The organism is Streptomyces sp. NPDC047315 (assembly GCF_040643215.1).
Lineage (GTDB): Bacteria > Actinomycetota > Actinomycetes > Streptomycetales > Streptomycetaceae > Streptomyces.
Map to the genome: position 1 here is coordinate 1 of NZ_JBEYTZ010000015.1, position 22,822 is coordinate 22,822.

General features: G+C 74.2%; 20 protein-coding genes. 11 read left to right on the top strand and 9 right to left on the bottom strand.

Annotated features, from left to right (window positions below; all coding sequences use genetic code 11):
- Positions 1–159: 159 nt before the first annotated feature.
- The 4 genes from ABZ842_RS18800 to ABZ842_RS18815 all read left to right on the top strand — a co-directional run bounded on the left by ABZ842_RS18800 (position 160) and on the right by ABZ842_RS18815 (position 5,865).
- A complete protein-coding gene (locus ABZ842_RS18800; protein WP_361537825.1) occupies positions 160–885 on the top strand; it encodes a DJ-1/PfpI family protein in 726 nt (241 codons plus the stop codon).
- A 182-nt stretch (positions 886–1,067) separates the two neighbouring features.
- A complete protein-coding gene (locus ABZ842_RS18805) occupies positions 1,068–4,415 on the top strand; it encodes a S8 family serine peptidase (RefSeq protein WP_361537826.1) in 3,348 nt (1,115 codons plus the stop codon).
- Positions 4,416–4,537: 122 nt separating this feature from the next.
- On the top strand, positions 4,538–4,927 hold the full coding sequence (locus ABZ842_RS18810; protein WP_361537827.1) for a BlaI/MecI/CopY family transcriptional regulator: 390 nt from the start codon (positions 4,538–4,540) through the stop codon (positions 4,925–4,927).
- Positions 4,928–4,935: 8 nt separating this feature from the next.
- Positions 4,936–5,865, top strand: coding sequence for a M56 family metallopeptidase (locus tag ABZ842_RS18815; protein WP_361537828.1), 930 nt, complete (start codon positions 4,936–4,938; stop codon positions 5,863–5,865).
- Between the two features lie 193 nt (positions 5,866–6,058).
- Here the strand turns inward: ABZ842_RS18815 and ABZ842_RS18820 are convergent, their stop codons facing one another.
- On the bottom strand, positions 6,059–7,072 hold the full coding sequence (locus tag ABZ842_RS18820; RefSeq protein ID WP_361537829.1) for a sporulation protein: 1,014 nt from the start codon (positions 7,070–7,072) through the stop codon (positions 6,059–6,061).
- A gap of 608 nt (positions 7,073–7,680) precedes the next feature.
- Between ABZ842_RS18820 and ABZ842_RS18825 the strand changes: the two genes are divergently transcribed.
- Entirely contained in the window at positions 7,681–8,088 is a 408-nt protein-coding gene (locus tag ABZ842_RS18825; protein ID WP_361537830.1) for a (2Fe-2S) ferredoxin domain-containing protein, read from the top strand.
- Here ABZ842_RS18825 and ABZ842_RS18830 read toward each other — a convergent pair.
- Positions 8,045–9,238, bottom strand: a complete 1,194-nt coding sequence (locus ABZ842_RS18830; RefSeq protein WP_361538018.1) for an MFS transporter — start codon at positions 9,236–9,238, stop codon at positions 8,045–8,047. The genes ABZ842_RS18825 and ABZ842_RS18830 overlap by 44 nt on opposite strands.
- Before the next feature lie 183 nt (positions 9,239–9,421).
- Here ABZ842_RS18830 and ABZ842_RS18835 point away from each other — a divergent pair, with 183 nt between their 5' ends.
- Positions 9,422–9,874: a helix-turn-helix domain-containing protein gene (locus ABZ842_RS18835; protein WP_361537831.1), complete on the top strand. Its 453-nt coding sequence runs from the start codon at positions 9,422–9,424 to the stop codon at positions 9,872–9,874.
- A gap of 43 nt (positions 9,875–9,917) precedes the next feature.
- On the opposite strand, the gene ABZ842_RS18840 is transcribed toward ABZ842_RS18835, so the two are convergent.
- On the bottom strand, positions 9,918–10,625 hold the full coding sequence (locus tag ABZ842_RS18840; RefSeq protein WP_361537832.1) for an NAD(P)H-binding protein: 708 nt from the start codon (positions 10,623–10,625) through the stop codon (positions 9,918–9,920).
- A 101-nt stretch (positions 10,626–10,726) separates the two neighbouring features.
- Here ABZ842_RS18840 and ABZ842_RS18845 point away from each other — a divergent pair, with 101 nt between their 5' ends.
- Complete coding sequence (locus tag ABZ842_RS18845; RefSeq protein ID WP_361537833.1) at positions 10,727–11,404, top strand: TetR/AcrR family transcriptional regulator; 678 nt, start codon at positions 10,727–10,729, stop codon at positions 11,402–11,404.
- Positions 11,405–11,470: 66 nt separating this feature from the next.
- Here the strand turns inward: ABZ842_RS18845 and ABZ842_RS18850 are convergent, their stop codons facing one another.
- From ABZ842_RS18850 to ABZ842_RS18865, 4 genes are all read right to left on the bottom strand, one after another.
- Positions 11,471–11,881, bottom strand: coding sequence for a hypothetical protein (locus tag ABZ842_RS18850; RefSeq protein ID WP_361537834.1), 411 nt, complete (start codon positions 11,879–11,881; stop codon positions 11,471–11,473).
- Positions 11,882–12,063: 182 nt separating this feature from the next.
- A complete protein-coding gene (gene gap / locus ABZ842_RS18855) occupies positions 12,064–13,062 on the bottom strand; it encodes a type I glyceraldehyde-3-phosphate dehydrogenase (protein WP_361537835.1) in 999 nt (332 codons plus the stop codon).
- Between the two features lie 175 nt (positions 13,063–13,237).
- Entirely contained in the window at positions 13,238–14,194 is a 957-nt protein-coding gene (locus ABZ842_RS18860; RefSeq protein ID WP_361537836.1) for a helix-turn-helix domain-containing protein, read from the bottom strand.
- Positions 14,195–14,245: 51 nt separating this feature from the next.
- Complete coding sequence (locus ABZ842_RS18865; protein WP_361537837.1) at positions 14,246–15,229, bottom strand: CorA family divalent cation transporter; 984 nt, start codon at positions 15,227–15,229, stop codon at positions 14,246–14,248.
- Between the two features lie 215 nt (positions 15,230–15,444).
- Between ABZ842_RS18865 and ABZ842_RS18870 the strand changes: the two genes are divergently transcribed.
- Entirely contained in the window at positions 15,445–16,251 is an 807-nt protein-coding gene (locus ABZ842_RS18870) for an alpha/beta hydrolase (RefSeq protein WP_361537838.1), read from the top strand.
- 21 nt (positions 16,252–16,272) lie between these two features.
- Here ABZ842_RS18870 and ABZ842_RS18875 read toward each other — a convergent pair whose 3' ends face one another.
- A complete protein-coding gene (locus ABZ842_RS18875; protein WP_361537839.1) occupies positions 16,273–18,729 on the bottom strand; it encodes an FtsX-like permease family protein in 2,457 nt (818 codons plus the stop codon).
- Complete coding sequence (locus tag ABZ842_RS18880; RefSeq protein ID WP_361537840.1) at positions 18,723–19,460, bottom strand: ABC transporter ATP-binding protein; 738 nt, start codon at positions 19,458–19,460, stop codon at positions 18,723–18,725. Before ABZ842_RS18880 ends, ABZ842_RS18875 begins: the two co-directional genes overlap by 7 nt.
- 190 nt (positions 19,461–19,650) lie before the next feature.
- Here ABZ842_RS18880 and ABZ842_RS18885 point away from each other — a divergent pair, with 190 nt between their 5' ends.
- From ABZ842_RS18885 to ABZ842_RS18895, 3 genes are all read left to right on the top strand, one after another.
- Positions 19,651–20,922, top strand: a complete 1,272-nt coding sequence (locus ABZ842_RS18885) for a sensor domain-containing protein (RefSeq protein ID WP_361538020.1) — start codon at positions 19,651–19,653, stop codon at positions 20,920–20,922.
- Positions 20,922–21,554, top strand: a complete 633-nt coding sequence (locus ABZ842_RS18890) for a response regulator transcription factor (RefSeq protein WP_361538022.1) — start codon at positions 20,922–20,924, stop codon at positions 21,552–21,554. The genes ABZ842_RS18885 and ABZ842_RS18890 overlap by 1 nt, the downstream gene beginning before the upstream one ends.
- Before the next feature lie 210 nt (positions 21,555–21,764).
- Positions 21,765–22,679, top strand: coding sequence for an LLM class flavin-dependent oxidoreductase (locus tag ABZ842_RS18895; RefSeq protein ID WP_361537841.1), 915 nt, complete (start codon positions 21,765–21,767; stop codon positions 22,677–22,679).
- Positions 22,680–22,822 lie beyond the last annotated feature (143 nt).

Consider the following 22,822-nt stretch of genomic DNA (forward strand, 5'->3'; position numbering starts at 1 on the left):
GCCGCCTCCTATGCCCAGAGGGCATAGGAGGCGGCACTGAGCGACAAGCCACAGACGGGCCACAGACGGCATCACCGGCCGGGAACTTCCGCTCACAGCGCGACGACTCCTGTGGATGAAGCCACCGCACCGCGCGACGCCGACGGACAAGGAGAGTCCATGGACCGCAGACACGTGCTCCGCGCCACCACCGCCCTCGGAGTCGCGGGGGCGGTGACGGGCGTCGGCACCGCCGCCCGGGCCGCGCCGGAGGGATCGCGGGCACGCTCCGGGCCGTTGCGGGTGCAGGTCGTGATGTTCGACGGGGTGGAGGAACTCGACTTCGCCGCGCCCTTCGAGGTGTTCGCCGCCGCCGGGTTCTTCACGGACCGGGACGTCGAGGTCCGCTACGTCAGCGCCACCGGGCCCGGCACGTTCCGAGCCGCCTACGGCACGGAAGTGCGCGTCGAGCACGGCTGGTCGCCCCGGGCCGCGGACGTCCTGGTCGTGCCCGGCGGCGGCTACGGCCGCCGCGACGACCCCGGCGTGTGGGCGGAGATCCGGCGCGGCGTCCTTCCGCGCGCCCTGTCGTCGGCCGTACGAGACGGACTGACCGTCGCCGCCGTCTGCACCGGCACCATGCTGCTGTCCGCCGCCGGGCTGACCAAGGGCCGCCCCTGCACCACGCACCACCGGGCGCGGGCCGACCTGGAGCGGCAGGGCGGCGTGGTCAAGGACGCCCGGGTGGTGGACGACGGGGACCTGGTGACCGCGGGCGGCATCACGTCCGGCCTGGAACTCGCCCTCTGGCTCGTACGACGCGAACTCGGCGCCGACGCGGCCCTCGGCGTCGAGGCGATGTTGGAGTACGAGGCCCGCGGCACCGTCTGGGTTCCCGCTACGTAGGAGGCGCATCTCCCTTGGTGCTGCCGGGGCGTACGAGGCACGGGCGTTGGAGGGATCAGTTTCGGCCATAGCGTGGGTGGGGGCCAACGCGAACTCGCCATGATCACTCTCATTCTCCGGGGGTGGAAAGCGGGGCCACCCCTCGCCATCGCGTCGATCACCCCGCCGAGCGGGGAGTCACCTTGTTCTCGACCGCACGTCAGGGCCGTGTCGCGGGGACCGCTACCGCGGTCCTCACGGCCACGGCGCTCGTCGCCGGGCTGACCACCACGACGGCATTCGCCAACACCGCCGCAAGAACCACCGCCGGGGCGAGCGAGCACGCCGCCGGCGAACTGCGCTGGGTCACCCTCATCACGGGCGACCGGGTCGGCGTCGACGCCCGCGGCCGGGCAGCCGCCGTCGACCGGGCCGAAGGCCGCACGAAGATACCCGTGCGCAGTTGGACCGAGAAGGGCCGCACCTACGTCGTCCCGGCGGACGCCGAACGGCTCCTGGCCCGGGGCACCCTCGACCGCCGGCTGTTCGACGTCACCGGACTCAGTACCCCCGAGAGCCTGCGGTCCTACGACAAGGGCCTCAAAGCGATCGTCGCGTACGAGGGGCCGTCAGGGGCCGCGGCCCGCGCCGAGGTGCGCGGCGACGCCGAGGTGCAGCGGACTCTGCCGTCGCTGAACGCGGACGCCGTGACCGTCCCGGCACGCAGCCCCGGCGCGCTGTGGGCCGCCCTCACCCGTACCGACGGCGCCGCAAGCGCCGGCGCGGCGCGGACCGTCCCGGGCGTCGAGCGCGTCTGGCTGGACGCGGTGCGCTCCGCCTCGCTCGACAAGAGCACGGCCCAGATCGGGGCCCCCAAGGCGTGGCAGGCCGGCTACGACGGGACGGGCGTCACCATCGCCGTCCTCGACACCGGCGTGGACGGGACCCACGAGGACCTGAAGGGCCAGGTCGTCGGGGCACGCAACTTCTCCGACTCGCCCGACGGCGTGGACCGGCACGGACACGGCACCCACGTCGCCTCGACCGCGGTGGGCACCGGCGCCCGCTCGGGCGGTGCCCACAAGGGCGTCGCGCCCGGGGCGAAGGTGCTGGACGTCAAGGTGCTCAACGACTACGGCCAGGGCAACGACTCCGCGATCCTCGCCGGCATGGACTGGGCCGTGGCGCAGGGCGCGGACGTCGTCAACATGAGCCTCGGCGGCCTCGACACCCCCGAGGTGGACCCGATGGAGGCCCTGGTCGACAAGTTGACCAAGGAGAAGGGCGTCCTGTTCGCCATCGCCGCCGGCAACGAGGGGCCCACACCCCGCTCGATCGGCTCCCCGGGCACGGCGGCAGCCGCCCTCACCGTCGGGGGCGTGGACGACGCCGACAAGATGTACGTGCACTCCTCCGTCGGACCGACGTACGGAGACGGCGCGATCAAGCCCGACATCACCGCGCCCGGCGTGGACATCACCGCGGCCTCCGCCCCCGGCAGCACGATCGCCGAGCGCCACCGGGAGAACCCGCCCGGCTACGTCACCATCTCCGGCACCTCGATGGCCGCACCGCACGCCGCGGGCGCCGCCGCCCTGCTCAAGCAGCGCAACCCCGCCTGGTCGGGCCAGCGCATCAAGTCCGTGCTCACCGCCTCCGCCCAGGACGTCGGCCACGGCGCCTTCCAGCAGGGCACGGGCCGGCTCGCCGTCGACCGGGCGCTGGAACAGTCCGTCGTCGCCGAGGAGTCCACCGTCTCCTTCGACCGGCAGAGCTGGCCGCACACCGACGACGTGCCCGCCACCAAGGAGATCACCTACCGCAACCTCGGGGACCGGGACGTCGCGCTGGAGCTGACGGCCCGCGGCCTCGACCCGCAGGGCCGGCCCGCCCCGGCCGGCTTCTTCACCGTCGGCGCCGACCGGGTCACCGTGCCGGCCGGCGGCACCGCCACCGTCCCCGTGACGGTCGACACCAGGATCGGCGGCTTTGTCGACGGCGCGTACAGCGCCACCGTCGTGGCGACCGGCGGCGGGCAGACCGTGCGGACCGTCGCGGCCGTGGACCGCGAGGTCGAGTCGTACGACCTGACCCTCAAGCACACCGGGCCGGACGGGAGCCCCAGCGGGGACTTCTTCAGCCGGCTCGTCCAGCTCTCCGGTGCGGCCGAGGTCTTCGGTAAGCAGGTCGAAGGCGAGAGCACCGCCACGTTCCGGCTGCCGAAGGGCGACTACGTCCTGGACGCGATTCGCTCCGTCCCCTCCCCGGCGGGTGAGTCGTCGGACTGGCTGACCCACCCGAAGCTGGCGCTGACGAAGAACACCACCGTCGAGGTCGACGCCCGGCTCGCCGAGCCCGTGCGGATGAGCATCCCGGACCGCAGGGCCGCGATGACGGGCGCCTACCGATCGCTCTCCGTCCACGCCGGCGCAGAGCCCTACGAAACCTTCCGGACCTTCGGTTCCTTCGACGGCCTGCGCACCGCGCAACTCGGCCCGGAGCGGCCCGGCGGCGCCACGCTCACGGAGTCCTTCCTCGCTCAGTGGGAACGAGGCACCACCACCCAGTTCAACGGCGCCGCGGGCGGACGGGTCGAGCGGCTCTCCACCGGGCACAGCACGGCGTTCACGGCCACCGACTTCGCGAAGGTCTCCGCCTCCGTGGGCGCCTCCGTGCCGGGCAAGAAGGCGCTCTCCACGGCGGTGAGCGCCGCCAGCGGCTTCTACTTCGACTCCGTGTCCCCGTTCGACCTGCCCGGTACGCGGACCCACTACCTCGCCACGGCCGGGAAGACCAACGCCTGGTCCCTGCGGGTGGCACAGCTCGACGCCGACGGGTTCGAGGAGACGGGCCACACCTCCGCGGTGCGCGACCACCGCCCGGGCGGAAGCCACCGCATGACCTTCGGCACCGCCGTCCACTCGCCGCTGATGGACGAGCGGACCGGCGTTGCTCGCACGGACGACGTCCTCATCGGCGCCGTGCCGCTCTTCTCCGACGGCCGCGGCAACACCGGCTGGTCGACGCACTCATCGGCGCGGACCGAGCTCCATCGGGGCGCCACCAAGGTCGGGGAGAGCGCGGGTCAGTTGGACGGCATGAGCGGATTCGCCGTCGGCCCGGAGGACGCCGAGTACACCCTGACGACCTCGGTGGGGCGCAGCCCGTCCGTCTCCGCAGTCGGAACGAGAATCGACGGCTCCTGGACCTTCCGCAGCGCACGGCCGCCGGCGGGCGAGCACGCCAGGACCCCGCTCTCCACCGTCCGCTTCGACGCCCGCGTCGCGCTCGACGGGACCGCGCCCGCCGGCCGTACGACGACCTTCCCGGTGACCGTCCAGGGACCGGCGGCCGGCGCCGGCCTGAAGTCCCTCACGGTCTCCGTGTCGTACGACGGCGGCTCCACCTGGCAGAAGGTGCCCGTGACGAAGGGCAAGGTCACGATCGGGAACCCCGCGAAGGGCAAGTCCGTGGCGTTGCGCGGACAGGTCTCCGACCGGCACGGCGGCAGGGCGAGCGTGACCGTGTACGACGCGTACCTCGGCAGGTGACCGACCGGGGCCCCTCCGGCGGTTCGAGCGCCGGCACGTGGTCGGCCGTCCACCGAGGGGGTGGGCGGCTGGCTACGATGAAGGGCCCGCCGGTGCGCGGGGTGCGGTCGGAGGGAGACGCGGTGGGGGAGCAGGGGCGTCCGCGGCGGCGCGGTCAGGGCGAGTTGGAGGCCGAGGTGCTGGCGGTGCTTCAGGAGGCGCCCGGCCCGGCGAGCACGGCGTGGGTGCAGGAGCGGCTGGGCGGCTCCCTCGCGTACACCACGGTGATCACGATCCTCACCCGGCTGCTCGCCAAGGGCGCGGTGACGCGGGAGAAGGCGGGCCGGTCCTTCGTGTGGACCCCGGCCGCCGACGAAGCGGGGCTTGCGGCGCTGCGGATGCGGCGCGTGCTGGAGGGGGAGAGCGACCGCGAGGCGGTGCTGGCCCGGTTCGTGACCGCGTTGGCGCCGGGCGACGAGCAGGTGCTGCGGGCGCTGTTGGAGCGTGCCGGGGAAGCGGAAGCCGAGGGATAGGGGGCGTCATGGGGGTCTTCGTCTTCCTGCCGCTGGTGCTGCCCCTGACGGCGTGGCCGATCGCCCGCCTCGCCGAGCACCACCTGCACCCCAGGGCGGCGACCTGGCTGCTGTCGGCGGTCGCCGGGGTGCTCGCGGTGTGCAGCACGCTGTGCCTGGCGCTGCTGATGGTGGTCGGCACGGCGCAACTGCCCGGCAATCCGCTGCCGGACGGCTGGTCCGACCCCCAGGTGCGCGCGGCGGTGCCCTACGACGAGGTCGCGGGGAGGGCCGCCATCCCCGCGTTGGTCGCCGTCCTCGTGGCGTGCGGCCGGGCGGCCTGGCACCACGGGCGGGTGCGCGGCCGGGCACGACGCGCCCTGGAGGGGCTGCCCGCCACCTCGGTCGCGGTGTTGGACGACGTCGAGCCGTACGCCTACGCCCTGCCCGGCGGGCGCGGCCGGATCGTCGTCACCACCGGGATGCTCGCCGGGCTCGACGCGGGGGAGCGACGGGCCCTGTTCGCCCACGAGCGGGCCCATCTGGCGCGCCGTCACCACCGGTTCGTGCTGACGGTGCGACTCGCGGCGCGCGCCAACCCCTTCCTGCGTCCGCTGCTGACCAGCGTGGCCTACACGACGGAGCGGTGGGCGGACGAGGAGGCCGCCACCGCCGTCGGCAGCCGACGGACGGTGGCGCTGGCGATCGGCCGGTCCGCGTTGCTCTCGCGCGGCGGGCCGGGCGCGGCGCTGGCGGGCTTCGCCGTGGCGGGGCCGGTGCCGCGCCGGGTGGCCGCCCTGCTCGGGCCGGCGCCCGCCGGCGGGCTCTGGCCGTCGGTCTTCACCACCGTGGGCCTTGCTACTTGGGGAGCCGCCGCGGGCACCACCGCATCGGCGCTGTCCTCGGCGAACTCCGCCGTCACGCTCTTCTTGATCCTGCGCGCGGCCACCCCGGTGTGACCGGGCTGCCGGCGCATGACCGCACGGGGCGGGTGCCGCGCCGGGGCGTCCGCGCCGGGCGGGGCGCCGGGTCGTCGCCGGCACCCCTCTCCTCGGCCCGTGGCTCAGCCGCGGGCCCTGATGCGTACGAGCACGGTCGTACGGGAGTGCCGCGCCGGTGCCCTACAGGGGGCGGGCGGTCGGGTGGGGGGATTCACCCCTCGTCCTCCTCGCCTTCCATGAAGTCCCCGACCTCGTCGACGACTTCGGCGGCCACGAGACCGCCGGCGACCCCGACCGCGAGGCCGGCCGCGCCCGCGGCGACCACGGTGCCGGTGCTGGGGCCGGAGCGGTGGTGACCGCCGTGGCCTCCGTGGTGACTGTCGTGGTGCCCGTCGTGGCCGTGGCTCGCGTACGAGGCGCCGTGCTCGTACGGCGCGGGGACGGTGTGGTGCCCGTGGGTGGCGAGCAGTTGCCTCAGCCAGGCGTCGACGACCTCCTTCCAGTCGCGGTGGGGAACGCCGTCGTGGCTGACGACGTGCCGGTTGATCGCGTCGTGGCCCGCGGAGAAGAAGCCGCCGGGCTTGTCGGCCTCCAGCACGACCTCCATGCCGCCGGGGTTGGCGAGGAAGGTCACCTCCAACTCCTGCATGGCGTGGGCGTACTGCGGCGCCGGCGTGAGTTCGATCTCCTGGTAGAAGGGCAGGCGCTGCCCGGTGCCGCCGATGCGGCCGTATTCGAGGTCGGCGGAGTGGAAGCCGAAGCCGAGTTGGCCCAGGGCCTCCAACACGGCCTCCTGCGCCGGCAGCGGGCGCACCATGAGCTGGTCGAGGTCGCCCTTGTCCTTCGCGCCGGCCACCGCCAGTTCGGTGCGCACCCCCAGCACGATGCCGAGCGGCTGCCCGTACAGCTCCGTGATCGGGGTCTCCCACGGCACGGTGAGGCCGAAGGGGACGCTGCGCTGTTCGCCGGCGGCCAGCCGGAAGCCGCCGCCGACGGTGAAGCGGTCGAAGGCGACGGTGCCTTCGTCCTCCCCGTCGTCGTGTTCGACCTCGACGCGGGCGAGGAGCTCCAGGGTGACCTGGTCGATGTCGAAGTCCGCGTCGCCGCCCTTCAGTTCGACCTGCCCGGTCAAGATGGCGCCGGGCAGCACCGCGCCCGGATGGAGGACCGTGTCCACCGTGGGTCCGCCCACGCCGAGCGAGCCAAGCAGCCTTTTGAACACCATCTGGCGTTCACTCCTTCGTCGTTCTGTCCGGGATGCCCGGTGGTAGGGAGGGAGGGTGCGCGTCAGTGCCGTCGTCGACGTCGGGGCGTACGACGGCCCGCCCGCACATCTTCTACATGCGTGTAGAAGTGTAGGGCGGGCGCGGCTCGTTGAGGACCAACGTCACCCATTGAGGGGGAAGCTGACGCAAACACGCCGTCGGCGCGGACGGCGGGATAGGTCGTGTCCGTAGGGCCCCGGCTCCCCGTCCGGCAGCGTCACGGATTCGCTGCACCGTCACTCCTCTGCGGGCAGGAGGCGGAGGCATTGAGAGGCGCTGGGGGTCCCCCACGCCCCTGGGCGTAGGGGGAGGAGCTGCGCGACAAGCCGCGGACGGGCCGCAGAGACCAGGGCTCCCGCAGGAAGAGCGGCGGCCATGTCCAAAGGCGCAGGGAAGCGCGCGGGACTCTACGGAAAGGCCCTGGGGTGATGTGTGCGCGGCGTGACGAGGGACACCCGAGGCGTGGTGCCGCGCCGGGCGCGCGGGTCATACGATCATCGTCGGACCAGTGCCCGACCGCCCGCGCCCTCCGCGCCGGTGCACCCGACGAGATTGCCGAGGACACCGCGTGAGCAAGCGCCCGCGCCGCGCCGCCCCCGCGCCCGGGGCGCCGCGGCCCACCGTCACCGTGTGCCGGGGCTGTTGCTGCGGCAGCCCGAAGATACCCGGGCTCGATCACGCCGCCCAACTGCGCGATCTGCGCGCCGAGTTGGCGGGGACGGCGACCGTCCGGGTGACCGACTGCATCGACGCCTGCGACCAGGCCAACGTGATCGTCGTCCAGCCCTCGGCGGAGGGGCGCAGGGCCGGCGGCCGGCCGGTGTGGCTCGGCCTGGTCAACGACGCGGACGCCACCGGGGACATCAAGGCGTGGATCGAGGACGGCGGGCCGGGGCTCGCGGACCCGCCCGCCGTCCTCGGCCTCTACGTCTTCACCCCTTCCCGTCGGGTGCGCGCCGAACTCCCCGAGCAGTAGCCGCCCGCGGCCCCGCGTCCGACCGCACCAGCGCCCACAGCGCGAACCCGAGGCCGCTGAAGGCGGCGCCCAGGGCGCACACCGCGCCCCAGCCGGCCGCCGTGTAGAGGAAGGTCGCGGCGATGGCTCCGGTGGCGCTGCCGATCGCGTAGCAGACCATGTAGCCGCCGATCAGCCGGCTGCCGGCGGCCGGGTGGAGCGCGTAGATCAGGGTCTGGTTGGTGACGTGCACCGCCTGCACGGCGAGGTCGAGCAGGACCACCCCGACGAGCAGTGCCCCGAGCGAGCCGCGGGTGAAGGCCAGGGGTAGCCACGAGACGGTGAGCAGCGCCAGCGCGATGCCGGTGGTCCGGTGGGAGTGCCCGCGGTCGTTCAGCCGGCCCGCGACGGTCGCGGCCAGGGCGCCGACGACGCCGACCAGCCCCAGCGCGCCGATCGCGCTGTGCGACAGGGAGTGCGGGGCCTCGCTCAGCGGAAGGGCGACGCTGCTCCACAGGGTGCTGAAGGAGGCGAAGACCAGCAGTCCGAACAGGGCCCGCAGCCGTAACAGCCGTTCCTGGGTGAACAGGGTGACCGTGGAGCGCAGGAGCCGTCCGTAGCGCAGCGGCGCCGCCGCCGTGCTGCACGGGCGCGGCAGCACCCGGTGCAGGACCAGGGCGAGCAGCGCGGTCAGCACTGCCGATGCGAGATAGACCGAGCGCCAGCCCGCGAGATCGGCGAGCAGGCCCGACGCGGTGCGGGCGAGCAGGATGCCGATCACCACGCCGCTGGTGACCAGGCCGACGACCCGACCGCGCTCCGCCGGTGCGGTGAGCGATGCCGCGAAGGCGACCAGCGTCTGCGCGACGACGGCGAGCAGGCCCATCGCGGCCATGCCGGCGAGCAGGACCGCAGCCGTGGGGGCGGTGGCGACCGCGGCCAGTGCGCCCACCAGGAGCAGCAACTGCGCCACGACCAGCCGTCGGCGGTCGACCATGTCGCCCAGCGGCACGAGGAAGAAGAGCCCCAGCCCGTAGCCGACGTGCGTGAGCGTCACCACGCTGCCGACGAGTGCCGGGCTCATGGCGAGGTCGTGGCCCATCGTCACCAACAGCGGCTGGGAGAAGTACACGTTGGCCACCGCGGCGCCGCAGGCCACGGCGAACAACATGACGACGCCCCGGGAGAGGGCGAAGGCGCCGTCCGCCCCGCCGCGCTCCTTGACCCGCGCCGTCACGACCTCGCACTCGCCCGCCATCGGCCACCCCCGCACATCTGGTTTCAACTTGCTACCAGTGCATGACGGTAGCCTCGTCGGTAGCATGTTGCAACCAATAGGGAAGTGAGGGGCGCCGTGGTGACCAGGACGCGCTTCGACGACAGTGAATGTCCCGTCGCCCGATCGGTGGACGCGATCGGCGACTGGTGGTCCCTGCTGATCGTCCGGGACGCCTTCGACGGCAGCCGGCGCTTCGGGGAGTTCCAGCGCAGCCTCGGGGTGGCGAAGAACATCCTCACCGCGCGCCTGCGCGCCCTGGTCGCCGGCGGCGTCCTGGAGTCCGTCCCCGCGTCGGACGGCAGCGCCTACCGCGAGTACGTGCTCACCCCGAAGGGTAGGGCGCTCTTCCCCGTCGTCGTCGCCCTGCGACAGTGGGGCGAGGAGCACTTCTTCGCCCCCGGCGAGCCCCACTCGCACCTGGTCGACCGCCGGCAGGGGCGGCCCCTGCGCGCCCTCGAAGTGCTCTCCGCGGACGGCCGACGGCTGGACCCCGACGACACCGCGGTCCACAAGGTCCCCACCCGCTGACCCGCCGGAGGGCGACCCGGTCCCGCCGGGCGCGCACCGCGCCCTATGAGGCTTCGGCGGTGTGGGCGAGGGCGCTCGGCGTGAGTCGGCCGACGATCGCCGGCGCCTCCCGGACGAGTGCGTCGTCGGTGAGCGCCTCCACCATGAACAGCGCGTAGTCCACCCGGCGCGTCAGATTGCTGGCGAGGACCGGGTCGCCCACGTGCCGGCTCCACACCGGCAGCCCCTGGCTCTCGCCCTCCTCCAGGGTGCTGCCGCGCACCACGGTCCACCGGGTGTCGCTGGCGAAGACCCGTCGGCACGCCTCCACCTGGTCGTCGATCTCGACGGCGCGGACGAGCTTGCCCAGGACGGCCGAGACCCGCAGGGCCGCGGTGAACGTGCGCGAGTAGTGGTCCTTGCCGTCGCGGGTGATGTGCCAGCCGCAGGAGAAGACCAGCCGCGCGTTCGGCGCGGCGTGGTCGAGCACCGCCTGCGCCGTTCCCGACGAGTACTGCTGCACGCCCCAGGGCACCAGCACCGTCAACACCCCGTCGCATCCCTGCACCGCGCGCCGGATGACCTCCGGGTCGTTCGTGGGTCCGGGGACGACGGTGATGCGGCCGTCGAACGCGGCGAGCTTGGGCACGCTCCGCTCCCGGCACACGCCCACGACCTCGTAGCCGCGCTCCAGCGCGTGCCGGACCATGTACTGCCCGAGCTTCCCCGAAGCCCCGACGACACAGACCTTCTTCCTGCGTTCCGCGCTCATGGCGCAGCCCCTTCCCGAGGGCGTCCACCCTCAACCTTATGGTGTAAGGCAAGCTAGCCTTATACTGTAAGGCAGTCAACGGGAACGACGGAGGGAACCGGATGCCCCAGCAAGGCAAGGGCCGGCGCCGAGCGCCCGCGCGCACACCGCTCAGCCGGGAGGGCGTGATCCGCGCGGCGATGGCGGTGGCCGACGACAAGGGCCTGGCCGCGCTCAGCATGCGGGCGATCGCCGAGCCGTTGGGCGTCGAGGCGATGTCGCTCTATCACCACGTCGGCGGCCGGGAGGACGTCCTCGACGGCATGGTGGACGCGGTCTTCGCCGAGATCGACCTGCCGCCGCGCGACACCGACTGGCAGAGCGCGGTGCGCCGCCGGGCGGCCTCCGCCCGCGCCGTGCTCCTGCGCCACCCGTGGGCCGTCGCCCTGATGGACTCCCGCAGCCGCCCCGGCCCTGCGACCCTGCGCCACCACGACGCCGTCATCGGGACGCTGCGCACCGCGGGGTTCTCCGTCGAGATGACCGCGCACGCCGTCTCGCTGGTCGACGCCTACGTGTACGGCTTCGTGCTGCAGGAGCTGAGCCTGCCGTTCGGCGCCCCGGGGGAGCTGGAGGAGGTGGCGGACGCCATCTTCCGGGAACTGCCCGCCGACGCCTATCCCCACCTTGCCGAACTCGCCGCCGAACACGCGCTACGGCCCGGCTACGACCACGCCGACGAGTTCGACTACGGCCTCGACCTCATCCTCGACGCCCTACGGCCGGACGAGAGGAGCTGACCGGATACCGACGGCCGGAATCACGGCCGGAAGATGCGGACCGGGGCCCGCGCGAGTGCCGTCCGCTCAGCCTGACTCGCCGTAGGGCGTGATGCGGCGGTAGGCGGCCCGGGCGTGCAGGACGCGCCCGGCGACCGTGCCCACGACCGTCGCGGCGAGCAGGCACAGCATCCAGCCGGGGTCCCGGTGCCCGGCCCAGGAGATCTCGCCGGTCGGCTCGGTGCCGAGCACGTTCAGACAGGCCCAGCACAACACCGCGGTGCCGGGGGCGGCGAGCAGCCGGCCGCGCATGCCCAAGAACGCCGCCATCAAGGAGAGCACCACGAGCGCGAGGCCCGTGCGGTCCAGCACGCCGACCGCGTCGAGCAGGGCGACGAGGGCGAACGCGCCGCCGTACGCGGCGGCCCAGACGAGCGGCGTCGCCCAGGGTTCGGGCACCGGCCGCACCTCCCGGCCGATCCATCGCCACACCACCATCGCCGACTCCCTCCCGCGCACCGCCTCAAGCGACCCCGGGAGGAACTTACCCCCCGGTGCGCCGGCGCACGGCCACTGTGCGAAGGCTCTCGGCCAGGGTGCGAACGCTCTCGGCCACCCAACGCCGACGACGGCCCGCGGGCGTTCCTGCGGGCCGTCGTGGTGGTGCGAAGCCGCCCGGCTCAGCCGCGGGCGAGCAGCTCCAGGGTGTCGATCACCCGGTTCGAGAAGCCCCACTCGTTGTCGTACCAGGCGACCACCTTGACGTGGCGGCCCTCGACCCGGGTGAGGGCCGAGTCGAAGATCGAGGAGGCCGGGTTGCCGGTGATGTCGGACGACACCAGCGGGTCGTCGGAGTACTCCAGGACCCCCGCGAGCGGGCCCTGCGCGGCCGTGCGGTACGCGGCGAGGACGTCGTCGCGCGTCACGTCGCGGGCGACCGTCGTGTTCAGCTCCACGATCGAGCCGACCGGGACCGGGACCCGGATCGAGTCGCCCGACAGCTTGCCGTCGAGGTTCGGCAGGACGTGCCCGATCGCCTTGGCGGCACCGGTCGTCGTCGGCACGATGTTGACCCCGGCGGCGCGGGCCCGGCGCGGGTCGCGGTGCGGGCCGTCCTGGAGGTTCTGCTCCTGCGTGTAGGCGTGCACCGTCGTCATGAACCCGTGCTCGATCCCGGCGAGTTCGTCGAGGACCGCGGCGAGCGGGGCGAGAGCGTTGGTGGTGCAGGAGGCGTTGGAGACGATGCGGTGCGCGGCCGGATCGTACGCGTCGGTGTTGACGCCGTACGCCAGGGTGACGTCGGCGCCGTCCGACGGCGCGCCGACGAGGACCTTCGCCGCACCGGCGTCGAGGTGGGCGCGGGCGGCTTCGGCCGAGGTGAAGCGGCCGGTGGCCTCCAACACGAGGTCCACGCCGAGTTCGCCCCACGGCAGCTTCGCCGGCTCGCGCTCCGCGAGGACCTTGATGCGGCGGCCGTCGACCACGAGGGAGTCGCCGTCGACGGTCACCGGGCGCCCGAGCCGACCGGACGTCGAGTCGAAGGCGAGCAGCCGGGCGAGGGCCGCCGGCTCGGTGAGGTCGTTGACGGCGACGACCTCCAGAGCGCTGTCCCTTTCCAGCAGGGCGCGCAGCACGTTGCGTCCGATGCGGCCGAATCCGTTGATGGCGATGCGAGTCATGTCGGTGTCCCTTCGGTTCCCCACCAGCCTCGCGCGCCGCCCGCGCCCCGGACAGCGGCATGATCGCCACGATCCGCAAGGATCGCGACACCCCGCCCGTGGTCGGCCGAAGCCCCCGCATGCTCGCCGCCGGCCACCCGCCCCGGGCCACCCGCTCCGGGCCACCCGCTCCGGGCTACTCGCCGCCGGCGAAGGTGCGCCGGTACTCGCTCGGCGTCGTGCCCAGCACGCGCTGGAAGTGCAGCCGCAGATTGGCGCCCGTACCGAGGCCGACCTCGGCGGCGATCTGCTCGACGCCCAACTCCGAGCGCTCCAGCAACTCCCGCGCCCGGTCGACGCGGGCCCGCATCACCCACTGCATCGGCGTGTAACCGGTCTCCTTGACGAACCGCCGCGAGAAGGTGCGCGCCGACACCGCCGCGTGCCGGGCGAGCACGTCGAGGCCGAGCGGTTCGCCGAGCTGGTGCAGCGCCCACTCGCGGGTGGCCGCGAACCGCTCCCCGTGCGGTTCGGGCACGCTGCGCGGCACGTACTGGGCCTGGCCGCCGCTGCGGTAGGGCGCGGCGACCAGCCGTCGCGCGGCGTGGTTGGAGGCGGCGACGCCCAGGTCGCGCCGGAGCACGTGCAGGCACAGGTCGATGCCCGACGCGGCGCCGGCGGAGGTCAGAACGGAGCCCTCGTCGACGAACAGGACGTTCCCGTCGACCCGGATGCGCGGGTACTTCTCGGCCAGCGCACGGGTGTAGTGCCAGTGCGTGGTGGCCCGCCGGCCGTCGAGCAGCCCGGTGGCGGCGAGCGCGAAGGCCCCGGTCGAGATGGCGGCGAGCCGGGCGCCCCGCTCGTGGGCGGCGACCAGCGCAGCCACGACCGCGGGCGGCGGGTCCTCCCGGTCAGGGAAGCGGTAGCCGGGCACGAAGACGAGGTCGGCCCACGCCAGCGCCTCCAGGCCGTGCGCGACGTGGTACGACAGGCCGTCGCCGCCGGCGACCGGCCCGGGGACGGCGCCGCACACCCGCACCTCGTACGGCATGCTCGCGCGGGTCGTGAACACCTGCGCCGGGATCCCGACGTCCAGGGGTTTCGCTCCTTCGAGGACGAGGACGGCAACGCGCTGCAGAGAGGGTGGGGGCACGGCCCCAAGGGTACGCAGCGCCGACGGCGTCGCCGGGCGGGCGCGGGCGCGTCAGTCCTCGTCCCGCAACCGACGCCAGATGCGGGTGCGGTGCAGCACGTAGAGCGAGCCGAACAGGACGGCCGTCTGCAGACCCACGGCAAGGAACCAGAAGTCGTCCCTGGTCTCCAACTTGTCCGTCAGGAAGGTGAAGTTCATCCCGAAGAACCCGGACAGGAACGACAGCGGCAGAAAGATCACCGACACGATGGCCAGCCGGTTGATCACCCCGTTCTGCTCGCCGGCGACGAGGGACGAGTAGCTGGCGAACGCCCGGCGGGCGGCGTCCTGGAGGCTCTCGATGGTCGTGAGGACCAAGCGGGCCGCGTGCTGGAACTCCCGGGCGAGCCGCTGTCGCTCCCTGGGGAAGTTGGGGCCCATCAGCCTGCGGGTGATGACCTCGTCCACCACGTGGACGTAGGGCAGCAGCGAGTGGTGCAGCAGGGCGGAGCGCCGGCGCAGCTGTGCCAGCCGGTACACCTGCTCGGGGCGCCGCTGCTGGAACATCTCGTCCTCCAACTCCTCCACCTCCAGCAGCGCGGCGACCGCGGCCTGCCGGAAGGTCGCCAGCGCCTCCTGCAGCATCAGGAAGAAGACGGCGACGGAGTCGTGGGGCTGCTCCCGCGTCAGGTGCCCCATGATGCGCTCGGCCAGGAACGCCGGGCCGCGGTGCGCGGTCACCAGGAAGCGGTCGTTGGCCAGCGCGTGGACGTGGGCGACCCGCTCGCCGTGGACCAACGGCACCACCAGACACAGGAGGCCGCCCACCAGGTCGGCCCGGACCGGTTCCGCCTGGCGGCCGAACCAGGCCATCTCCTCCGTGTCCAGCCCCAGCGAGCCGGCGAGCGGTTCGGCCTCCTGCGCGTCCTGCCGCGCGGCGTCCTCCTGCGTCAGTTCGATGTCGACGAGCAGGAAGCGGGTCTCGTCGAGCATGCGGCGTGCCTCCGTGAGGGTCACGCGCGCACTGGTCACCTCCGGCATCGAGACCGCCGTCACGATCACGAGCACCTCACCGCCGGTTGCGCAGCCATGGCGCCGAGTCTCCCGGTGGCGCGGCGCGCGCAGCCGCGGCCACCCGCACACGCCGGGCAACGCCACCCGAAGGGGTCAAGCCCGTCATCCGCGAGGCGCTTGACGGGGCCAACACCACCGCCCAACGCTGGAAGGGCGACCGAGACAGGACCTGACTGGCAGCGAAGGCGGGAGGCGTCATGGCCGAGCGGCGGTTGATCGGCGGGGGCGGCGGGCCGACGTGGGGCGTCGCCGAGTACGGCGACCCCTCGGGACACCCGCTGGTGCTGCACCACGGATTGGTCGGTTCCGCCGTCCTGCCCGACTTCTGGCACGAGTACGCCGCTGCGGCCGGCGTCCGGCTGATCGCGGTGGAGCGGCCCGGGTACGGCCTCACGCCGCCGCTGGAGATGACGGCCGTCGCCGAGTGGAGCGCCCTCATGCGGCCGGTGCTCGACGCCCTGGCGGTCACCGAGTTCGACGTCGCGGCCATCTCCGCCGGCGCGCCCTACGCCTACGCGCTGGCCGCCGGGCTCGCCCCGCGCGTGCGCAGGGCGTGGGTGCTCAGCGGTCTGCCCTACGTCTGCGACCCCGCCGTCCGCGGCTGCTACCCGCAACCGGCACAGCCCGTCTGGGAGCTCTACCGCAGCGCACCGCCCGACGAGATGAGGGCCCATTTCGCCGCCGCGGCCCCCCGGTTCGCCGCCGCGCTCGCCCAGTTCCCGACCGCACTGGCCGCGCTGGCGGAGATGGCCGGCCACGAACACCACGGGCCGGCCCGCGAGGCACGGCTTCAGGTCCGCCCCTGGGGCTTCGTGCCCGGCGACGTCCGACAGCCGGCGCGGCTGTGGCACACGCCCGCGGACGACCTCGTTCCGTACCGCGCGGTGCAGGCCACCGCGGCGCTCCTGCCCCGGGCGACCATCACGGACCAGTACGAACCCACCCACACGCCGACCGACACGACCCTGCGGGCCCTCTTCGACGAACTGGCCGCCACCCGCTGAGAGGGGCCCACGGGCGCCGCCTCAAGGCTCCCGCACGCCCGCCGAATCCGCCGCGCCCCGCCGCAGCGACAGCCCCGCCGGCACGAGCGCCGACACCACCGCCAAGGCAGCGCACACGGCCACGACCGCGCCCAGCGTCCCCCACGGGACCTGGACCGGCGCCCACACCGACAGCAGCCCCAGCGCACCCCACACGCCCAGCAGGTTCACCCCGGCGACCAGCGCCCCCAGCACCGCCCCGACCGCGACCACCAACAGCGCTTCGGCGCCCACCAGCTTCAGCACCTGCCGCCGGGTGGCCCCCGTCAGCCGCAGCACGGCCAGGTCGCGGAGCCGGTCGGAGGTCGCCATCACCATCGTGTTGGCCAGCGAGACGCCGGTGTAGAGCAGGGCGATCCCGAGGACGAGGAAGAAGCCCATCAGGGTCCTGCGGTCGGTCTCGGGGTGCTTCGCCCGCACCCACTGCTCCCCGGTGAGGACCCGACCGCCCGACGGTCCCGCCGCCGCCCGCAGCGCCCCGGCCACCTCATCGGCGTCGGCGCCGCCCGCGAGCCGTACGTCCACCCGGTCGACGGGCGCCGACGGGGCGTTGCGCGGGGTGACGTAGGCGCCGTTGTCACCGGTGCCGACGGCCATCACCGCGGCGATCCGCAGGGACTTCCTGGTGCCGTCGCCGAGCCACACGTCCACCCGCTCGCCCACGGCGTGCCGCTCCCACTCCTCGTTCACGACGATCGAGTCGTCGTCCAGGTCGGTCAACGAACCGGCGGTGAGCGGCAGTCGGGACGTGGTCGCGAGCAGCGCGGGATCGGCGGCCCTGGCGTCGGACCTGATGAGCGCCGTGCCCTCCTCAAGGACGTACACGGAGCTCGCCGCGGACGCACTCACCTCGACGCCGGGGACCGCCGCCAGCCGCTCCAGCGTCGCGTCGTCGAAGCCGGCGCCCGGGGCGGGCAGTACGAAGTCCGCGACCGTGCGCGCCCGGACCTCGGCGGCCCGCGCCTCGTTGAGGGTGGCGGTGGTGCCCAGCAGGGAGCCCGCGAGGGCGACCGTGACCAGCACCGGCGCCGCCACGGCCGCCGTGCGCCGCAAACCGGCCGACGCGTTCTCCCGTACGAGCATCCCCACGGCGCCCGGCAGCCGGGCCGGCGCCCAGGCCACCAGCCGGACCAGCGGGCGCACCAGCGCAGGCGCGAGCAGCGCGACCCCGGTGATCAGCAGCATCGGCCGGCTCACGTACGTCTTGCGGTGCAGCAGGTCGCCCGGGTCCGTCACCAGCGCCCAGGCCAGCGTCACCGCGGCGGCCAGCAACAGGGTCGCGCCCCCGAGCCAACGGCCCCGCGTCATCGGCCGGGAGTCCACCGACGCTTCCCGCAGCGCTTGTACGGGACCGGTCCGCCCGGCCCGAAAGGACGCGGCCACCGCACCGCCGAGCGCCACCAACAGGCCCGTGCCGAACGCCGCGTAGTACGGCCAGCGGTGGGTACCGATGGCGAACCAGTCCGGGGCCAGGCCCTGCGACACCGCCCACGCGGCGAGCCGCGGCGCCGCCACGGAGCCCAGTGCGCAGCCGGCGGCGGACCCGAGCGCAGCGACCGCCAGCGCCTCGGCGACGACGAGGCGGCGGATCTGGCCCGGCGTCGCCCCGACGGCGCGCAACAGCCCGAACTCGCGGCGCCGCTGGGCGACCGCGAACGCGAAGGTCGAGGCGACCACGAACACGGACACGAAGCCGCTGACGCCGCCGGCCGTGCCGAACATGGCGTTCATCGCGGTGAGGGCCTCGCCGTCCCGGTCGGGGTCGGCGTCGGCGTACCGCCGAGCGTCCCCCGTCAACACCCGTACGCCCGGGGCGTCCCGCACCGCTGCGCGCACCGCCGCCGGGTCGGCGTCGACCACGAGCTGACGGCTGAGCGGGGACAGCTCGGCGGCGCGGGCATCGGTGTAGAACACCGCGTTCTCGAAGCCGAGCCCGGCCACGGTGCCGACGACGCGCACCGCGCCGCGGTCCGTCGTCAGCCGGGTCCCGGGGCGGGCCCAGGCGCCGCTGACGACGACCTCGTCCGCGGCCCGGGGCGCGCGGCCCGCGTCGAGTCCGTACGGTGCGAACGCGGCCGTGGACCAGGGGTGGCCCACCAGGTCGGCGGGGCCTCCGCCGGCCCGTACGGGGAACGACCGGTCCTCGACGACGGCGCCCAGGCTCCGCAGCCCGGCGAGCGTCGCATCCGGTACGGCGCGCGGCTGCGCCAACTCGTGGGTGCGCCTCCCGAGCGGGGTGGACACCTCAAGGGTGTCCTGGCCCTTGACGACGAGCGGCGCGGCGGCGAACCGCTCCGGCGGCCGGTCGGGCGCGTCCAGCGAGGACGCCAGGGCCAGCCCCATCGAGGTGATCAGCGCCACGCCCAGGGCAAGGGCGACGAAGCTGCCGACGAAGGTGACCCAGCGGGCGCGCAGGGTGTGCAGGGCGCAACTCAACACGGCACGGCCTCCAGCGTCGCCAGGCGGCCGGCGACGTCCTCGGCGCGGGCGCCGCGGAGTTCGCCGTGGACGCGCCCGTCGACGAGGAAGACGACGCGGTCGGCGTACGACGCGGCGACGGGGTCGTGGGTGACCATGACGACGGTGCGCCCGTCGACGTCGACGGTGTCGCGCAGCAGCGCCAGCACCTCGCGGCCGGTACGGGAGTCGAGCGCCCCGGTCGGCTCGTCGCCGAACAGCACGTCGGGGCGGGTCATCAGGGCGCGTGCGAGGGCGACCCGCTGCTGCTGCCCGCCGGACAGCTCCGTCGGCCGGTGCCGCGCCCGGTCGCCGAGGCCGACCTGCTCCAGCACCGCACGCACCCGCGCCTTCTTCGGCCGGCGGCCCGCGAGCCGCAGCGGTAGCGCCACGTTCTGCTCGGCGGTCAGCGACGGCAGCAGGTTGAACGCCTGGAAGACGAAGCCGATGCGTTCGCGGCGCAGCAGGGTCAGCCCCCGCTCGCTCAGCCCGGTCAGCTCGGTGCCGGCCACCTTGACCGAGCCCGAAGTGGGCCGGTCCAGGCCCGCGGCGCACTGCAGCAGCGTCGACTTGCCGGACCCGGAGGGGCCCATGACGGCGGTGAACGACCCCCGGGGGAAGTCCAGCGTCACCCGGTCGAGGGCGGTGACGGAGGTGTCGGCGGTGCCGTACCTCCGGGTGATGCAGCGCAGTTGGATCGCGTCGTCGCTCATGGTCCCCACTCGGGTCGCGGTCGGTGCAGGGCTCCACGAAACGGCAACGGGGTCGGGCGGCGCAGTGCGGCAGGACCGAGAACCGGGGGTAGGGCCAGACCTACCCCGAAGGGGGCCCGGGCCCGATGGCAGCCGGCGGATGCGGCCACCTACCGTGATCCGCATGACTCCTGGGAACGTCTGGCAGGCCATGTCACGGCCGGCCTTCCTGCTGTCCTGGTGGCCCTGGCGCTCGGCGGCGTACCTGACCACCGGGGCGGTGGCCGGCGCGGTGACGCTGGTGGCGCTCGTGACGGTCGCGGTCGTCTGCGGGACGCTCGCACTGACCGTGGTGGGGCTGCCCCTGCTGGCCGCGGTCGTACTCGGCGGCGTCCCGGTCGCGGCGACGGAGCGGCTGCGGCTGCGGCTGGTCGACCGCGCTCCGGCCGCAGGTCAGCACCGGGACCCGACCGTGCCGGGGCTGTGGGCCTGGCTCACCACGCGGCTGCGGGAGCGGGCGACGTGGCGGGAGTTCGGGCACGCGCTGCTGTTCGCCGTGGTGCTGTGGCCGATCGACGCCCTGCTCGTCACGGTCGCCCTGCTCGTCCCGCTGTCCGTCCTCGCCACCCCGCTGCTGCTGGCCACCGTCGGCGACGGACGGGAGACCAAGGTGCTCAAGGCGTGGCTGGTCACCACCTGGCCGGGCGCGTTCGGCGCCGCCGTGCTCGGGGTGCTCCTGCTGGCGCTCGGGGCGTACGCGCTCGGCGCCGCGGCGGGCGCCCGCGCGGGGCTGGCCCGGCTGTTGACGGCACCCCGCGAGGGCGACCTGGACGCCAGGGTCGTCGAACTGGCGCGCTCCCGCGTCCGGTTGGTCGACGCCTTCGAGGCGGAGCGGCGCCGCATCGAGCGCGATCTGCACGACGGCGCCCAACAGCGCCTGGTGGGGCTGACGATGGCCCTCGGCCTGGCCCGGCTCGACGCACCTCCCGGCCCGCTCGCCGACCACCTCGCCAAGGCCCACGAGGAGGCCGGCAAGGCACTCGCCGAACTGCGCGAACTGATCCGCGGCATCCACCCCAAGATCCTCGCGGACTACGGCCTCGAAGCCGCCGTCGCCGATGCGGCGGAGCGCTCGTCCGTCCCCGTCGACGTCGACTTCGAGCTGCCGGGCCGGCCGCCCCAGGCGGTCGAGTCCGCCGCGTACTTCGTCGTCCGCGAGGCCCTCGCCAACGTGGCCAAGCACAGCGGGGCCGACCGCGCGCAGGTGCACGGCGGCCACCGCGGCGGCCGGCTCTTCCTCCAGGTGGGCGACGACGGCCGGGGCGGCGCCGACCCCTCGGCGGGCAGCGGGCTCACCGGCCTCGCGGACCGGGTGTCGGTGCTCGATGGCAGACTCTCCCTGTCCTCTCCGCCGGGTGGACCGACCCTGCTACGTGTGGAGTTCCCTTGCGCGTTGACCGAAGCGGCCGACCGCTGCGCGTAGTGCTGGCGGAGGACAGCGTGCTGCTGCGGGACGGCCTCATCGGTCTGCTGCACCGCTGCGGGAACGAGGTGGTGGCCGCCGTCGGGGACGCGCAGGCGCTCGTCGCCGCGGTCACCGAACACTCCCCGGACGTCGTCGTCACGGACGTGCGGATGCCGCCCGACTTCCAACACGAAGGGCTGCACGCGGCGGTGCGGCTGCGCGCGGAACGGCCGGCGCTGCCGGTCCTCGTCCTCAGCCAGTACGTCCAGCGGACCTACGCCGCCGAGTTGTTGGACTCCGGCGACGGCACGGGCGTGGGCTATCTCCTCAAGGACCGGGTGGGCCAGGTCGAGGAGTTCGTCGACGCGCTGCACGAGGTCGCCGACGGCGGGACGGTGGTCGACCCCGAGGTGGTGCGCCAACTGCTGCGCCGCCGCCGCGATCCGCTGGAGCGGCTGAGCCCGCGCGAGCGCGAGGTGTTGGCGCTGATCGCGGAGGGGAAGTCGAACGGCGCGATCGCCAAGGAACTGGTGGTCTCCGAAGCGGCGATCGGCAAGCACATCGGCGGCATCTTCACCAAGCTGGACCTGCCGCAGGCCGACGAGACCCACCGCAGGGTGCTCGCCGTCCTCGCCTATCTACGGGCCTGAGCCGCATCCCTGTCGTCGCGGCGCACGTTGCCGCCGGGCAGCCGCACCCGCACGCCCCGATCCGCCCGCCTCGATCCGTACGCCGCGTTCGCACGTCCGGATTCGAGCGGCCCGACCCGGGAGAGCCCGGCACGAATCGGGTAGCCCTTTCCGACGCAGGGCCCGGTCCGCCCGGCTCGGCTCGGCACCGACAGCGAGGAGCACACACCCATGAGCAGCGACGTCATCCCCGCCGGCTCCGTCGGCCTCAACATCGACCCGTCCGCGGCGGACGCCGCGGCGGCGCACCGGCTCGCCCGCCTCGCGGACGAGGGCGGGGTGGACTTCGTCGGAGTCCAGGACCACCTGTACCACCCGGAGTTCCTGGACGCCTGGACCCTGATCGCCACCCTCGCGGCCCGGACCGGACGCCTGACGCTGATGCCGAACGTCGCCAGCACGGTCCTGCGGGCCCCGGCGCCCCTGATCAAGGCCGCCCACTCGCTGAGCATCCTCACCGGCGGCCGGGTCGCCCTCGGGGTGGGCGCCGGGGCCGCGCCGCCGGCGACCGCCGCGTACGGCGGCCCCGAGCGCACCCCCGGGCAGGCCGTCACCGCCTTCGAGGAAGCCCTTCGGGTGATGCGCGCCATGAACGGGCCCGGCACGGACGACGCCGTTCGGTTCGACGGCGACTACCACCATCTGCGGGGCGCCCGCCCCGGCCCGTTCGCCGACCGGCCCGTGCCACTCCTGATCGGCGCGTACCGCCCCCGGATGCTGCGGATCACCGGACGGCTGGGCGACGGCTGGCTGCCCTCCAACGGCTTCGCGCCGCCGGAGGCGATCACCGCGATGCAGCGCGAGATCGACGCCGCCGCGACGGACGCGGGGCGCGACGTGCGCGAGATCCGGCGCGTCTACAACGTGATGGGCACCATCACCGACGGCAGCGCCCCCGCCGCCGAGGGCCGCCGGCTGACCGGGCCGCCGAACTTCTGGGTCGACACCCTGCTCCGCTACCGCGCCGACCTCGGCTTCGACTCGTTCCTCTTCTGGCCCGTCGACGCCGACCCCGAAGAGCAGGCGACCCGCTTCATCACCGACGTCGCCCCCCACATCCGCGCCGCACCCGGGCACGGCGCCTAGGGCGCTTCTGACGGATCAGGCTGGGTGAGTGAGCGGGGTCTGGTGCCGTGGATCTTCCCCCTGTGCCCTGCGGGCACGGGGGGCCCAGCGGAGGAGGGAGTCGAAGCGGTGGGGCACCTCCCGGGCCGGAGGCCCAGGGGGAG